The sequence below is a fragment of the Microbacterium tumbae genome, from assembly GCF_054780175.1.
Window position 1 is genome coordinate 446,129 of the sequence record NZ_BAAGWV010000001.1, and the last position, 13,808, is coordinate 459,936.

The 13,808-nt window shown below is 70.7% G+C and carries 14 protein-coding genes; 7 read left to right on the forward strand and 7 right to left on the reverse strand.

Annotated elements, in window-relative coordinates; all coding sequences use genetic code 11:
* Positions 1-198: 198 nt before the first annotated feature.
* Positions 199-1,068, forward strand: coding sequence for a sugar phosphate isomerase/epimerase family protein (locus tag ACYVGQ_RS02055; protein WP_460782840.1), 870 nt, complete (start codon positions 199-201; stop codon positions 1,066-1,068).
* A 399-nt stretch (positions 1,069-1,467) separates the two neighbouring features.
* Here the strand turns inward: ACYVGQ_RS02055 and ACYVGQ_RS02060 are convergent, their stop codons facing one another.
* From ACYVGQ_RS02060 to ACYVGQ_RS02070, 3 genes are read right to left on the reverse strand one after another with little or no spacing between them, the layout of a single operon-like run.
* Positions 1,468-1,881, reverse strand: coding sequence for an RbsD/FucU family protein (locus ACYVGQ_RS02060; RefSeq protein ID WP_460782841.1), 414 nt, complete (start codon positions 1,879-1,881; stop codon positions 1,468-1,470).
* 21 nt (positions 1,882-1,902) lie between these two features.
* Positions 1,903-2,955 (reverse strand): aldo/keto reductase, encoded by a 1,053-nt coding sequence (locus tag ACYVGQ_RS02065; RefSeq protein WP_460782842.1) that lies wholly within the window; start codon positions 2,953-2,955, stop codon positions 1,903-1,905.
* Positions 2,942-4,237, reverse strand: a complete 1,296-nt coding sequence (locus ACYVGQ_RS02070) for an L-fuconate dehydratase (protein ID WP_460782843.1) — start codon at positions 4,235-4,237, stop codon at positions 2,942-2,944. Before ACYVGQ_RS02070 ends, ACYVGQ_RS02065 begins: the two co-directional genes overlap by 14 nt.
* Positions 4,238-4,361: 124 nt before the next feature.
* On the opposite strand from ACYVGQ_RS02070, the gene ACYVGQ_RS02075 reads away from it, so the two are divergent.
* Entirely contained in the window at positions 4,362-5,222 is an 861-nt protein-coding gene (locus tag ACYVGQ_RS02075) for a fumarylacetoacetate hydrolase family protein (protein WP_460782844.1), read from the forward strand.
* Positions 5,204-5,986: an SDR family NAD(P)-dependent oxidoreductase gene (locus ACYVGQ_RS02080; protein ID WP_460782845.1), complete on the forward strand. Its 783-nt coding sequence runs from the start codon at positions 5,204-5,206 to the stop codon at positions 5,984-5,986. Before ACYVGQ_RS02075 ends, ACYVGQ_RS02080 begins: the two co-directional genes overlap by 19 nt.
* Before the next feature lie 291 nt (positions 5,987-6,277).
* Here the strand turns inward: ACYVGQ_RS02080 and ACYVGQ_RS02085 are convergent, their stop codons facing one another.
* Entirely contained in the window at positions 6,278-7,183 is a 906-nt protein-coding gene (locus ACYVGQ_RS02085) for an amidohydrolase family protein (RefSeq protein ID WP_460782846.1), read from the reverse strand.
* 48 nt (positions 7,184-7,231) lie between these two features.
* Here ACYVGQ_RS02085 and ACYVGQ_RS02090 point away from each other — a divergent pair, with 48 nt between their 5' ends.
* Positions 7,232-7,909, forward strand: a complete 678-nt coding sequence (locus tag ACYVGQ_RS02090; RefSeq protein ID WP_460782847.1) for a FadR/GntR family transcriptional regulator — start codon at positions 7,232-7,234, stop codon at positions 7,907-7,909.
* A gap of 101 nt (positions 7,910-8,010) precedes the next feature.
* Here the strand turns inward: ACYVGQ_RS02090 and ACYVGQ_RS02095 are convergent, their stop codons facing one another.
* Positions 8,011-8,685: a transaldolase family protein gene (locus ACYVGQ_RS02095; protein WP_460782848.1), complete on the reverse strand. Its 675-nt coding sequence runs from the start codon at positions 8,683-8,685 to the stop codon at positions 8,011-8,013.
* A 92-nt stretch (positions 8,686-8,777) separates the two neighbouring features.
* On the opposite strand from ACYVGQ_RS02095, the gene ACYVGQ_RS02100 reads away from it, so the two are divergent.
* Genes ACYVGQ_RS02100 through ACYVGQ_RS02110 form a run of 3 tightly spaced genes read left to right on the forward strand, consistent with a single transcriptional unit; the run spans position 8,778 to position 10,972 of the window.
* The gene (locus ACYVGQ_RS02100) at positions 8,778-9,737 is read left to right on the forward strand and encodes a ribokinase (protein ID WP_460782849.1); all 960 of its coding nucleotides are present in this window, start codon (positions 8,778-8,780) and stop codon (positions 9,735-9,737) included.
* A gap of 13 nt (positions 9,738-9,750) precedes the next feature.
* A complete protein-coding gene (rbsD, locus tag ACYVGQ_RS02105) occupies positions 9,751-10,149 on the forward strand; it encodes a D-ribose pyranase (protein WP_460782850.1) in 399 nt (132 codons plus the stop codon).
* Position 10,150: 1 nt separating this feature from the next.
* Positions 10,151-10,972 carry a GntR family transcriptional regulator gene (locus ACYVGQ_RS02110; RefSeq protein WP_460782851.1) on the forward strand — a complete coding sequence of 274 codons (822 nt, stop codon included), beginning with the start codon at positions 10,151-10,153 and terminating at the stop codon, positions 10,970-10,972.
* Between the two features lie 292 nt (positions 10,973-11,264).
* On the opposite strand, the gene ACYVGQ_RS02115 is transcribed toward ACYVGQ_RS02110, so the two are convergent.
* Entirely contained in the window at positions 11,265-12,278 is a 1,014-nt protein-coding gene (locus tag ACYVGQ_RS02115) for an aldo/keto reductase family protein (protein WP_460782852.1), read from the reverse strand.
* 70 nt (positions 12,279-12,348) lie between these two features.
* The gene (locus tag ACYVGQ_RS02120) at positions 12,349-13,800 is read right to left on the reverse strand and encodes an aminotransferase-like domain-containing protein (RefSeq protein ID WP_460782853.1); all 1,452 of its coding nucleotides are present in this window, start codon (positions 13,798-13,800) and stop codon (positions 12,349-12,351) included.
* Positions 13,801-13,808 lie beyond the last annotated feature (8 nt).

The following is a 13,808-nucleotide window of genomic DNA, read 5'->3' on the forward strand; positions in this document are numbered from 1 at the left end:
TCCACCTGCTCCCTTGAAGGTCTGTCACCGCTGTCGTCCGGCATCCGCTGCCGCCTTAAACATCGGATCAATTGTCACCCGACATCGTCTCCGATGCAAGTTGTACCTAAATGTATCTAACGATGTCCCGAAGCGGAAGACCTGTAATAACATCTTCATCACGAGGCGCACGAGGGACGTGCGCGGAGAAGAGAGATCATGCTCATCGGCGCGCATGCCCTGGTGTTCAGCGGCACCTTCGACGAGGCGGGGCTCCGCCGTTCGATCGAGGGGACCGCGAAGGCCGGCTTCGACCTCATCGAGATCCCCCTGATGGACGTCGACGGCTTCGATCCGGTGCTCGCCGCGAGGATGCTGGCCGACAACGGCCTGGCCGTCACCGCATCCCTCGGCCTCACCGCCGCCACCGATCTCAGCAGCGAGGATCCCGCCGTCGTCCGCGCCGGCGAGGACCTGCTGGAACGCTGCCTCGACCACGTCGCCGCGATGGGCGGAGGCGTCCTGTGCGGCGTCATCTACTCCGCGATGCGCAAGTACCTGCAGCCGGCCACCGAGCGCGGCATCGCGCACAGCCAGGCCGCGATCTCGCGGCTCGCCGAGAAGGCCGCGGCGCGCGGCATCCGACTCTCCCTCGAGGTCGTGAACCGCTACGAGTCCAACATCTTCAACACCGGCCGCGGCGGCCTGCGATTCATCGACGGGATCGGCTCGGGCGAGGTGTCCCTGCATCTGGACACCTATCACATGAACATCGAGGAGTCGGACCTGTTCCAGCCCGTGCTGGATGCCGCCGACCGGCTGGGCTATGTCCACATCGGCGAGAGCCATCGCGGGTATCTCGGAACGGGCAGCGTGGACTTCCCGGCGTTCTTCCGGGCGCTCGAGCGGATCGGCTACGACGGCCCCGTCGTCTTCGAGTCGTTCTCCTCCGCCGTGGTCAGCGCGGAGCTGAGCAACACCCTCGGCATCTGGCGGAACCTCTGGCAGGACTCCGACGACCTCGCCGCCCACGCGAATCGCTTCATCCGCGACGGCCTGCACGCGGTGCGCACGATCGCGCTGCACTGAGCGGGCCACACCGGCTCGCGGGCTTCCTCCGCTCGTCGAGCGGCTTCCCCTCGGTTGGTCGAGCGGGTTCCGTGCCCCCGTTCGTCGAGCGAGGCTCCTCCGTTCGTTGCGCGAATTCCCCGGCTCGTCGAGCGAGGTTCCCCGTTCATTGCGCGAGGCTCCTCCGTTCGTTGAGCGAGGTTCCCCGTTCATTGCGCGAGGCTCCTCTCGTTGCGCGAATTCCCCGGCTCGTCGAGCGAGGCTCCCGGCTCGTCGAGCGTTCCCCCCGTTCGTTGAGCGAGCGCAGCGAGTCGAAACGCGTCCGCTGAAGCCCCGTTTCGACTCGTCGCTGCGCTCCTCGCTCAACGAGCGGGGGAACGCTCAACGAACGGAGGAGGAACAGAAGGGAGGATCGCAGTCTCAGACCGCGGTCACCACTCCCTTGCGCAGCAGCGCATTGCCATAGGCACGGGTCTCCCCGGTGCGCACGATCAGATACGCGTCCCGCGCGACGTCGTAGTACGCGAACCGCTCGACGAACCTCGTCGTCCCCGGCTCGGTCCCGGCGGCGACCATGAGCTCGCGCTGCACGGCCAGGACCTCGGCGTCCGCGGACTCCATGAGATCGAGCGCCGGCGCGTCGTCCAGCGGCAGAACCGTGCGGATCGCCGAGACGACCGCCGGCGTCGTCGTCCCGGGGAGGTCGACGACCCGCTCGCCCAGCGCCCACGCCGGGAAGTGCGCGTCGGCGATCACGATGGCGTCGGAATGGCCCATCCTGTCCAGATGGAGCAGCAGCTCGCCGGTCAGCAGCGGGTGGATCCCCTCGAGCATCCGATCCTCCTTCTCTCCCCCTCAGGCGGGGATGAGCCCCTCGGCTGCGAGCTCGTCCCACAGCCCGTCCGGGATCGGCAGCGCCGCGTACTCGGCGTTCTGCCGCAGCTGCGCCGGCCGGCTGCCGCCGACGACGACGGCGCGGACCGCGTCCGCACGCAGCGGGAACCGGATCGCCGCGGCCGGCAGCGGCACGTCATGCGCACGGCACACGTCGGCGATCCGCACCAGACGGTCCCAGAGCTCGTCCGGAAGCTGCCCGTACTCGTACCGGCCGTCGCGCCGCGGCTCGCTCTGCGCGAGCAGTCCGGAGTTGAAGACGGATGCGGCGACGATCCGCGTCCCGGTCTCCGCGCATGCCGGCAGCACGTCGGCCGCGGCAGGCTGCTCGAGCAGCGTGTAGCGGCCCGCCACCATGATCGTGTCGAGGTCGGCCGCGCGGACGGCCCGGGCGAGAGCATCCGACGTCATCGAGCCGATCCCGATCTGCGCCACCTCGCCCTCGGAACGCAGCCGCTCGAGCGCGGGGAACGCCTCCGCGAGAGCGAGGTCGAGGTCGTGCCGCTCCGGATCGTGCAGGTAGAGGAGGTCGATCCGCTCGATGCCGAGCCGTTCGCGCGACTCGTCGAGGCTCGTGCGGATCCCGGCATCCGAGAAGTCCCACACCCGGCGGAGGTCGTCAGGCACGTGGAAGTCGTTCGCGGTGTCGAGTCCGCCGTCGTAGTCGGGGTTGGGTCGCAGGAGCCGTCCCGCCTTGGTGGAGAGCACGTACTCGTCGCGCGGCTTGGTCCGAAGGAACGCGCCGAGCCGGCGCTCGCTGAGCCCGAGACCATAGTGCGGGGCGGTGTCGTAGGAGCGGATGCCGGCGTCCCAGGCCGCCTCGAGCACCGCCCATGCCTCGTCGTCGGTGAGCGCGCGGAAAAGGTTGCCGACGTTCGCGGCGCCGTAGCCGAGCGCGGGGAGCGGCACTTCGGGGGCCGAGGCTCCGGATGCCGGATCGAGGGCCGGGTTTCGTCCGGCATCTGGCGTGTCGGCCCCCGTTCCGACCCCGGCTGCAGCGTCAGGCGACGACATGCGCGCCGGTCCAGGTGTAGGCGGCGATGCTGTCCGCCTTCATCTCCATGCTCGTGCCGGGAGCGGTCGGCGCCACATAGGAGCCGCTCCGGATCTCTGTGGGCACGACGAAGTGCTCGTGCAGATGGTCGACGTACTCGATGAGCCGCCCCTCGCGCGAGGCGCTGACGGCGACGAAATCGAACATCGACAGGTGCTGCACCGCCTCGCACAGGCCCACGCCGCCCGCGTGCGGGCAGACCGGCACCCCGAACTTCGCCGCCAGCAGCAGGTTGGCGATGTTCTCGTTGACGCCGGCGACGCGCACGGCGTCGATCTGCATCACGCTGATCGCGTCGGCCTGGAGGAGCTGCTTGAAGATCATGCGGTTCTGCGCGTGCTCCCCGGTGGCGACCCTGATGGGCGCGACGCCCCGGGCGATCTCGGCGTGACCGAGGATGTCGTCCGGACTCGTGGGCTCCTCGATCCAGGCCGGATGGAACTCGGCGAGCGCGTTCACCCAGGCGATCGCCTCGGACACCTCCCAGCGCTGGTTGGCGTCGATCGCGATGGGGAAGTCCGCCCCGACGACCTCGCGGGCCTTGCGGAACCGGCGGATGTCGTCGTCGAGATCGGCGCCGACCTTGAGCTTGATCTGCGTGAAGCCGTCGGCGAGCGCCTCACGGGCGAGGCGCTCGAGCTTCTCGTCGGAGTAGCCGAGCCAGCCCGGACTCGTGGTGTAGCCGGGATATCCGGTGGCGAGCAGCTCCTGCTCGCGCTCGGCGCGCCCCGGCACGGCCGCGCGGAGGATCTCCAGGGCGTCCTCCGGCGTGAGCGCGTTGGTGAGGTAGCGGAAGTCGACGAGGGCGACGATCTCCTCGGGCGTCATCCGGGCGAGCAGCTGCCAGAGGGGAAGACCCGCGCGCTTCGCCTTGATGTCCCACAGGGCGTTGACGACGGCGCCGATCGCCATGTGCATGACGCCCTTCTCCGGGCCCAGCCAGCGCAGCTGAGAGTCCGAGACGAGCTCGCGGAATGTCCCGCCCATGTCCTCGAGCAGCGGCTCCAGCTCCCGTCCGACGAGGTGCCCGGCGAGCGCGTCGATCCCCGCGACCTGGACGTCGTTCCCCCGGCCGATCGTGAACACGAAGGCATGGCCGTCGATGCCGTCCTCGGCATCCGTGCGAACGATGACGTAGGCGGCCGAGTAGTCGGGGTCCGGGTTCATGGCGTCCGAGCCGTCCAGGCTCAACGACGTCGGGAAACGGATGTCGGTGGTGTCGAGTGCGGTGATGCGGCTCACGGATTCCTCTCCTCGTGCAGCGCGGAACGATCTGCACGGATCTCTTGGAGTGTAAACATCCGATGTCTATACTGTCAATGACACCTGCCGCCCAGCGGCGGCTCCCCAAGGAAGCAGGAGAATCATGAAGTTCGCGCGACTTGGCGCCCCCGGGGCCGAGATCCCCGTCCTCATCGAGGGCGACCGTCATCTCGACCTCCGCCCCGTGACATCCGATGTCGACGGGGATTTCCTCTCCGGAGACTTCCGTGCGCGCGTGGCCGCCGCACGCGACGCCGGCGAGCTGCCCGAACTCGCCGGGGCAGCGGACCTGCGCATCGGAGCGCCCATCGCCCGCCCGAGCGCGGTGATCTGCATCGGCCAGAACTACGCCGCCCACGCCCGCGAATCCGGAGCGGAGCCGCCCACGATCCCGATCATGTTCCTGAAGACCCCGAACACCGTGATCGGCCCCGACGACGCCGTCACGATCCCGCGCGGCAGCGAGAAGACCGACTGGGAGGTCGAGCTCGGCGTCGTCATCGGCCGTCGCGCCGCCTACCTGGACTCCCCGGAGGAGGCCGACGCCCACATCGCCGGCTTCGTCACGGCGAACGACGTCTCCGAGCGCGCCTTCCAGATGGAGGTGTCCGGCGGGCAGTGGTCCAAGGGCAAGATCGCGTTCGGCTTCAATCCGACCGGGCCGTGGCTCGTGACTCCCGACGAGGTCGACCCCGGCGCCCTCCGCCTGCGCAGCTGGGTCAACGGCGAGCCGCGGCAGGACTCGAACACGGACGACATGATCTTCGACGTGCGCGCCATCGTGCATCACCTGTCGCAGTACGTCACCCTCGAGCCGGGCGACCTCATCCTCACCGGCACTCCGCAGGGCGTCGCGTTCGGCGGCAGGTTCCCCTATCTGAGGCCGGGCGACGTCGTCGAGATCGAGATCGACGGCCTGGGGCATCAGCGCCAGGAGTTCGTGGCATGGGAGGCGACGAAGTGAGCGGGGCGACGGATGCCGGCCTGCTGGGGGGACTCGTGGCCATCGTCACCGGTGGCGCCTCCGGCATCGGCGCGGCGATCGCACGGCGGCTGCACGCCGACGGTGCGCGGATCGCGGTGCTCGACCGCGATCCCGCCGGCGCCGATCCCGCCTTCGCGGCGTTCACCGCCGACGTCTCCGACCGCGCGAGCGTCGATGCGGCGGTCGCGGCGGTCGCGGAGCGCTTCGGCCGCATCGACATCGTGGTGAACAACGCCGGCATCGGCGCGGTGGGGGACATCGCGGCGAACGACGACGCCGAATGGGCGCGCGTGCTGTCCATCAACGTCACGGGCATCGCCCGCGTGACGGGCGCGGCGCTGCCCTGGCTACGGAAGTCGCCCTCGGCGGCGGTCTGCAACACGGCATCCATCGCGTCCACGACGGGTCTTCCCCAGCGCGCCCTGTACAGCGCGTCGAAGGGCGCCGTCTCGGCGCTCACGCGCGCGATGGCGGCGGATCACCTCCGCGAGGGCATCCGCGTCAACGCCGTCAACCCCGGCACCGCCGACACGCCCTGGGTGGGCCGCCTGCTCGATCAGGCGGACGATCCGGCCGCGGAGCGCGCGGCGCTCGAGGCGCGGCAGCCGCACGGACGACTGGTCTCCCCGGACGAGGTCGCCGCCGCGGTGGCCTATCTCGTCGGCCCCGACGCGGGTTCCACCACCGGCACGTTCATCGAGGTCGACGGCGGGATGGCGCAGCTGCGCCTCCGCCCCGAGTGAGGCGCAGCCAGCCGACGCCGGCATCCGGGAGATGCCTCCGTCCCTCATGAGGTGCCTCCTATGGTCGCCTCGACGCATCCAAGGCGACCACACGGGACCCCCGCGCGAAGGCCAACCACCGGAGGTTCGCCAACTTGCCGCCTCCTTCGCACCGAGGCGACCACACGGAGCACCCGCCCGGGGCACCACTCAAGAGAGGGTTCCCGGGAAGTCGGTTCAGGCCTTCCCCAGCGGCCACACGAGACACCTCGCCAGAGAGGCGCGCACGGCGCGGAGGACTCGCGCGGACCGTCACGGACGCCGGTAGAACCGCTCGGCGTTGCGCCACAGGATCGCATCGACATCGTGACCGCGCCGGCCGGCCCACTCCGCCACCGCCGTCGCCCAGCGGGTGCGCCCCGAGTACTGGTAGGTCGGCGAGCCGTCGGACGGGGCATGCGGATCGTCCGCCTCCGCCGGACCGATGACCGAGACCGGCCAGTCGCTGCCCCACATCAGCCGATCCGATCCGAACGCATCCGCCGCCGCATCCAGGAAGGGCTCGATCTGCGCCGCCGTCCAGTCCCCGCCCGCCTCGGCGGGGAGACCGGACAGCTTGCAGTGCACCTGCGGCGAGCGCGCGAGCACCGCGATCGCGGACACCCACTCCTCCGCGGGCAGGAGCGGCTCGGACGCCGTGCCGATCGCGGGTTTGCCGAGGTGGTCGAGCACGATCCGCAGCTCGGGGACCGCGGCGGCGAGACCGGCCACGTCCGCGAGCTGGCGAGCGCCGCGCACGCAGGCGTCGAAGCTCCAGCCCCGGGCGGCGAGCTCGCGCGCGCCGGAGAGGAAGGCCGGTGAGACGGCCAGGCCGTCCGGCTCGCTCTGCAGGAGATGCCTGACGCCCACCACCAGCTCGTGCTCGCCGAGCGACTCCAGCTGCGCCGAGGTCGCGCCGCCGCGATCGAGTCGCGCCCCGGCCACGATCGCGCCGACGCCCGTCCTCGGCGCGAGCGCCGTGACCCAGCGGACCTCGTCGAGGTACTGGTCCTCCGCGCAGTCGGCCTGGACGAAGACGGCGCGCTCCTCGTCCGCGCCCTCGATCCGGGCGTGATCCAGCTCGAGGTCCGCGAAGGCGTACGCGAGCGGCCCTTCGAGCCAGGAGTAGTCGAGGATCTCGGGATCCCACAGGTGCAGATGTGAATCGAGAACGCGCATCCTCACATCCTGCCCCAGACATCCGATCATTGGCTATACGATGTCGCCATGGCTGTCACGGATGAGGCGATCGAGAAGATCAAGGCGATGATCGTTTCCGGCGAGCTCTCGCCCGGCGACCGCCTGCCGCCCGAGAAGGAGCTCGCCGAACGCCTCGGTCTCTCCCGCAACTCGATGCGCGAGGCCGTGAAGGCGCTCGAGGTCATCCGGGTGCTCGACGTCCGGCGCGGCGACGGCACCTACGTCACGAGCCTGGAACCCCACCTGCTGCTCGAGGCGATCTCATTCGTCGTCGACATGCACGACGACGACTCGATGCTGGAGATCTTCGCGGTGCGCCGGATGCTGGAGTCGCAGGCGACCGGGCTCGCGGCGACGCTCGGCGACGACGACGCGGTCCAGGCGCTGCAGGACGAGCTCGACGGCATCGATGCCACGGTCTCGATCGACGACCTCGTCGATCACGACATCCGGTTCCACCGCGACATCGTCCACATGGCGGGCAACGCCTACCTCGCCAGCCTCATCGAGAGCCTGAGCAGCCAGACCGTCCGCGCCCGCATCTGGCGAGGGCTCACCGAGCAGGGCGCCGTCGAGCGCACGCTGTCCGAGCATCGGGCCATCGCGGATGCGATCGGCCAGCACGACCCGCAGCTGGCCGTCTCGCTCGCGACCGCGCACATCGCCGGCGTCGAGCGCTGGCTGCGTCAAGCGGCGCGGGGCTGATCGCCCGCGCGGATCGCGAAGAAGCGACGCCATCGCCTCGGACAGCGACACCTTCCACGCCGGGAACAGACCCTTCCGCGACCGGGAGGGGCGAGATCTGATCAGGATGCGCCGAGGCGCACCATCGCGGCGTCGAACTCCGCGGCGGAGGAATCGCTCACCTCGTGGAACAGCGCCTCGTCGAGCACGTCGGGGGCTGCCGTGAAGTACGGCACCCCGGCCAGGCGGAGCGAGACGATGTCGGATGCCGAGCGCAGGCTCGCCGCCAGGACGTTCGTCGGACCGCCCGCGCAGACCGCCTGCATCTCGGGGATGAGCGCGTCGCCATCGACGCCGGCGTCCCTGAGCCTTCCCAGGTACGGGGCGATGTAGTCCACGCCGATGCTCGCGGCGGCGATCGCCTGGGCGACGGAATAGACGGCGGTCACGAGGACGGACGCGCCGTCGCGCACGAGCGCGGAGGCCGCGGCGAACCCCGCCGCCGTCGCCGGCACCTTCACCGCGACCCTGTCTCCGAGCGCCCTGATGCCGTCGGCGTTGCGCAGCAGGGCGGCGGCGTCGCCGCCCCAGGTCTGGAAGAAGATCTCCGCCGCCCCCTCCTGCGCCCAGCGGGCGTAGAGATCGGGGATCTCCTCGGCGCGTCGGCCGCCGCGTTCGAGGATGGTCGGATTCGTCGTCACGCCGCGCACGACACCGGCGGCGAGAAGTCGGGAGACCCGGTCGACGTCGGCGCTGTCCACATAGAGACGAGGGGCGACAGGGGCGGACGACGGCATCGGATCTCCTCGCTCTCAACCTGTCGTTACAGGTTTGGATTCGGCTAATGTTAGGGCAGCAGACGACGAAGTCCAAGACGAACAGGAGCCCCATGACAGCCGCACCTCCCGCAGGACGCGACGGCGTCGCGATCGTCGGAAGCGTCACCGCGGACGTGACGACCTTCTCCCAGCGGCTCCCCGCGAGGGGCGAGACGATCCTCGGCGATCAGTTCACGCTGTTCCTCGGCGGCAAGGGGGCGAACCAGGCGGTCGCCGCGGGCCTGGCCGGCGCCAGGGCGAGCTTCATCGGATGCGTCGGCGACGACCTGTTCCACGACCTCGTCGTCGGCGGACTGCGCGATGCGGGCGTCGATCTCACGCATCTGCGCACCGTGCCGGGCCCGACCGGGATCGCCCACATCCGCGTGGACGCCTCCGCGCAGAACGACATCGTCATGGTCCCGCTCGCCAACGCGCAGCTGAGCACCGCGCAGATCGACGCCGCGCTCGAGGCCCTCGCGCCGACCGCCTCCGTGCTGCTCACCCAGCTGGAGACGCCCTCGGCGCTGACGGCGCACATCACCGCGCGCGGACGCGAGCTCGGCTTCACGGTCATCCTCGATCCCGCGCCCGCGGCCGCGCTGCCTCCCGAGGTCTGGCGGAGCATCGACATCGTCACGCCGAACGAGACCGAGGCGTCGCTGCTCAGTGGCATCACGGTGCAGGATGCCGCGACCGCCGAGCAGGCGGGGCGCTGGTTCCTCGCACAGGGCGTCGGCGCCGCGGTCATCACGCTCGCGGACCAGGGATCCTGCGTCGTCACGGCCGAAGGGGCGTCGTTCGTCCCGCCCCTGCCCGTCGAGGCCGTGGACACGACCGCCGCCGGCGACGCCTACGCCGGCTATCTCGGCGCCTCGCTCGCCTCCGGGGCGTCGCTGACGGATGCGGTCCGTCTCGCCACGGCGGCCGGCGCCCTCACCGTCACGAAGCAGGGCGCGTCCCCCAGCCTCCCCCGCCGTGCGGACGTGGACGCCCTCCTCGCATCGCGCACGGCGGACCGAGCGGTCTGATCCAGGAGCACCCATGCGCAGGACAGCGACCACCATCAACCCGGCTCTCTCCCGGGTCATCAGCGAGACGGGGCACACCGACCTCATCGTCGTCACCGATGCCGGACTCCCCATCCCGCCCGGAGCCGAGCGCATCGACCTCGCCTACCGGCCGGGGGCGCCGGCCTTCTTCGACGTGCTGGACACCGTCCTCGCCGAGATGATCGTGGAAGGGGCGACGGTCTCATCCGAGGTGGCGGAGCGGAGTCCGGAGGTGCTCGCGGGCCTGCGGGACCGCCTTCCGGGCATCGACATCGAACTCGTCCCCCATGTGGAGTTCAAGCGGCGCACGCACGCGGCCCGCGCCTTCGTCCGCTCCGGGGAGTTCACCCCCTATGCGAACGTCATCCTGCATGCCGGAGTGGCGTACTGAGATGACGAAGGCCTCACCGGTCGATGCGATCGACCGCCACTCCGCCGCTCCGATGTACGACCAGCTGCGCCAGCTGATCATCGACGGCATCGCCCGCGACGGACTCCAGCCCGGCGACCCGCTGCCGGGCGAGCACCGGCTCTGCGAGCGGTACGGGATCTCCAGGACGGTCGTGCGGCAGGCGCTCGCCCAGCTGGAGCACGAGGGCCTGGTCGAGCGGGTGAAGGGGAAGGGGACGTTCGTCTCGCGCCCGCGGACGAGCGAGAGTCTCGTGCACACCCTGGTCGGCCTCTACGACGATGTCGCCCGGCGCGGCGGCCACGTCCACAGCGACGTCCTCCGGCATGAGCGCGAGGAGGCCGACGAGGAGGCCGCAGCGGCGCTGGAGATCCCGGCCGGCTCCTCCGTCGTCGTCCTCGAGCGCCTGCGCCACGTCGACGGCGAGCCGTGGTCGCTGTCGACGACCTGGATGCCGGAGGAGGTCGGCGCGGTCACCCTGGATGCCGACCTGTCCGAGGCGTCCCTCTACCGCCTGCTCGCCGAGCACGGCATCCGCGCCGCCGACGGCGTCCGCTCCGCGGAGGCCACGGTCGCCACGCACGAGCAGGCGCAGCTGCTCGGAGTGAGCGCAGGATCCGCCCTGCTGCGGCTGCGCAGCATCAGCCGCGCGGAGGACGGCCGCCCCATCGAGTACTTCGTCGCCCACCACCGCGGGGATCGTTCGAGGTTCGAGTTCCAGCTGCGGCAGGAGCAGTCGCAGGCGGCCCTGCTGCACATCGATGGCAACGGCGGCACGTCGCCCGCCGGTTCGGTGTCGATCTGAGGGTCCCTCCGTCGAGCGGCCCGCCCTCCCGTTCGTTGAGCGAGCGTCCCACCCCCGTTCGTTGAGCGAGCGTCCCACCCCCGTTCGTTGAGCGAGCGGAGCGAGTCGAAACGGAGCTCGACGGAAATGCGTTTCGACTCGGTCGCCTCCAGCATCCTCACTCAACGAACGGAGAAACCCGCCTCCAGCATCCTCGTCCGACGAACGGACGAACGGACGAACCGCCTCCAGCGTCCTCGCTCAACGAACGGAGAAGCCACGCGCGAGGCGGGCGTGACGGACGGCGCGGCAGTCAGACCAGGCGTGTCTTCGGCGACACCGAGTACGTCGCCTCGGGGTCGCCGTTGACGACGTCTCCGAGAGCGGCGTCGATCGCGGCGAGCGTGTCGGCGTCGAGCGTCACGCCCGAGGCCTTGACCGTGTCCGCCAGCTGCTCCGGACGCGAAGCGCCGACCAGCGCGGCCGCGACGTTCCTGTTCTGCAGCACCCACGCGATCGCGAGCTGCGGCATCGTGAGTCCCGCCTCCTCCGCGATGGGCTTCAGACGCTGGACGGCCTCGAGGATGTCGTCCTGGAGCAGGCGCTTGATGAAGTCGGCGCCCGAGTGCGGGTCGGTCGCGCGCGAGCCGTCCGGCACGGGCTGACCGGGCAGGTACTTGCCGCTGAGCACGCCCTGCGCCATCGGCGACCAGACGATCTGGGAGATCCCCAGCTCCTCGGATGCCGGGACGACCTTGCCCTCGATGACGCGGTGCAGCATCGAGTACTGCGGCTGGTTGGAGATGAGCTGCACGCCCACCTGCTTCGCCAGCGCGTGGCCCTCGCGCAGCTGCTCCGCCGTCCACTCGCTGACGCCGATGTACAGCGCTTTGCCCTGCCGGACGACATCGGCGAACGCCTGGAAGGTCTCCTCCAGCGGCGTCTCGTGGTCGAAGCGGTGCGCCTGATAGAGATCGACGTAGTCCGTGCCCAGACGCTTCAGCGAGCCGTTGATGGATTCGAGGATGTGCTTGCGGCTGAGGCCGGTGTCGTTCGGGCCCTTCGGGCCGGTGGGGAAGTAGACCTTCGTGAAGATCTCCAGTCCTTCGCGGCGCTGGCCCTCCAGCGCCTTGCCGAGGATCGCCTCTGCAGCTGTGTTGGCGTACGTGTCCGCGGTGTCGAAGGTCGTGATCCCCACGTCGAGGGCGGCGTGCACCGTCTTCACCGCCGCGTCGTCACCGACCTGCGAGGCGTGGGTGACCCAGTTGCCGTAGGTGATCTCCGAGACCTTGAGACCGCTGTTGCCGAGGAAGCGATAGTTGACCATGGGTTAACGCTAGAGCCTCCGCGGGCCCGCGAGGACCGGGACGCCGGGATCGCAGCAGCCCCGCCGCCTCTCAGAGCAGCTCCCGATACTCCCGCCATGCCTCCCCGAGACGACGCACGCCCTCCCGCAGGGCATCCGTTCCCGCCGTGTAGGGGATCCGGATGTGATCGTCCGGCGAGGAGGAGGCCGCGAACTCGGTGCTGCCCGCCACGGCCACGCCGTGCATCGCCGCGGTGCGGATGAACACGTCCGCCGAGCCGCCGGGCAGCTCCAGCCAGAGCGACAGCCCTCCGCGCGGCGCGATGAACCGCCACTGCGGGAGGTGCTCGGCGATCATCGCCTGCAGCCGGTCGAGGGCGACCGCGTGCACCGCGCTCTGCTCCTTGCGCAGCGCCGGCGCATGGTCGAGGAGCTCGAGCGCGAGCAGCTGCGCGGGAACGCTGGTGGACTGGTCGACGAGCTGACGCGTGCCTCGCAGGCGCCGGACGAGCACGGGATCGGCGCGCATCCAGCCGATCCGGAGCCCTGCCCACGCCCACTTCGACACCGACTCGACGACGATGATCGGGGCGTCGGGACGGATCCCCGCGAGCGAGGGCGGCACGACGCCGTCGAAGGCGACCGGCGCGAGGACGCGGTCCTCCAGCACCGGCACGCCGTACTGCGCCGCGAGCTCGGCGACGCGCAGGCGGGAAGCTGGAGGCATCCGCGTCCCGGTCGGGTTGTGGTGGTGGGGATTCACGCCGATCAGCACGGGCCGCATCCGCACGATGGCCGCTTCGAGAGCCGTGACGTCGAGGCCGTCCTGCCCCATCGGCAGTCCGTAGACGATGCCCCCGCGCCGGCGGACCGTGTCGCTGAACCCCGGCCAGGTGACCTCCTCGGTGAGCACGACGTCACCCGGTCCGACGAGCTCGCTCACCACGAGGTTGATGGCCTGCTGAGCGCCGTGCGTGACGAGGATCTGCTCGGGCGTGGTCGGTGTGCCCTCCCCCGACAGCAGGTCGGCGATGCGGGCTCTGAGGTCGCTGAGGCCGGCCGGATCCGTCTCCGTCAGCAGCAGCGGGTCGAGCGGGGAGGAGTGCTCGCGGATGATGCGAGCGGCGACGGGAGGGATCTCCGGCACACTGCGCAGCAGGTCGATCGCCGAGGGCAGCGCCGAGAACAGCGCCTCTCCCCTTCCGGCGCGGGCGGTGGGCGCCGGCACGGCGGTTCCGGCGACACGCGTTCCGCTGCCCTGGCGGCGCTCCACGACGCCGCGCTCGGCGAGATCGGCGTAGGCGGCGACCACGGTGCCGCGGGACACGGTTGCCGCGGACGCCAGCGCACGCTCGGCGGGGAGGCGATCTCCCGGCCGGAGCTCGCCGCTGGAGGCGAGCGCCGCGATCGCGACGGCGAGCCGTCCGGAGAGCGTGCCGTCGCCGTGCGCCCATCGTCCGAGGCGTGCGACGAGCCGGTCCGAGGCCACCGTGGCCGATCGCTGATCCACCAGCGGGAGATTGGCCCTGTCATCCCTGGTCATATCATCCG

Bases quoted from the DNA above. Each gene is read 5' to 3' on its own strand.
- ACYVGQ_RS02090 (WP_460782847.1), top strand. From the start codon at position 7,232: ATGGCTGTCACGGATGAGGCGATCGAGAAGATCAAGGCGATGATCGTT.
- ACYVGQ_RS02120 (WP_460782853.1), bottom strand. From the start codon at position 13,800: ATGACCAGGGATGACAGGGCCAATCTCCCGCTGGTGGATCAGCGATCG.
- ACYVGQ_RS02110 (WP_460782851.1), top strand. From the start codon at position 10,151: ATGACGAAGGCCTCACCGGTCGATGCGATCGACCGCCACTCCGCCGCT.
- ACYVGQ_RS02080 (WP_460782845.1), top strand. From the start codon at position 5,204: ATGGGAGGCGACGAAGTGAGCGGGGCGACGGATGCCGGCCTGCTGGGG.
- ACYVGQ_RS02065 (WP_460782842.1), bottom strand. From the start codon at position 2,955: ATGTCGTCGCCTGACGCTGCAGCCGGGGTCGGAACGGGGGCCGACACG.
- ACYVGQ_RS02060 (WP_460782841.1), bottom strand. From the start codon at position 1,881: ATGCTCGAGGGGATCCACCCGCTGCTGACCGGCGAGCTGCTGCTCCAT.
- ACYVGQ_RS02115 (WP_460782852.1), bottom strand. From the start codon at position 12,278: ATGGTCAACTATCGCTTCCTCGGCAACAGCGGTCTCAAGGTCTCGGAG.
- rbsD (WP_460782850.1), top strand. From the start codon at position 9,751: ATGCGCAGGACAGCGACCACCATCAACCCGGCTCTCTCCCGGGTCATC.
- ACYVGQ_RS02095 (WP_460782848.1), bottom strand. From the start codon at position 8,685: ATGCCGTCGTCCGCCCCTGTCGCCCCTCGTCTCTATGTGGACAGCGCC.
- ACYVGQ_RS02075 (WP_460782844.1), top strand. From the start codon at position 4,362: ATGAAGTTCGCGCGACTTGGCGCCCCCGGGGCCGAGATCCCCGTCCTC.
- ACYVGQ_RS02100 (WP_460782849.1), top strand. From the start codon at position 8,778: ATGACAGCCGCACCTCCCGCAGGACGCGACGGCGTCGCGATCGTCGGA.
- ACYVGQ_RS02085 (WP_460782846.1), bottom strand. From the start codon at position 7,183: ATGCGCGTTCTCGATTCACATCTGCACCTGTGGGATCCCGAGATCCTC.
- ACYVGQ_RS02055 (WP_460782840.1), top strand. From the start codon at position 199: ATGCTCATCGGCGCGCATGCCCTGGTGTTCAGCGGCACCTTCGACGAG.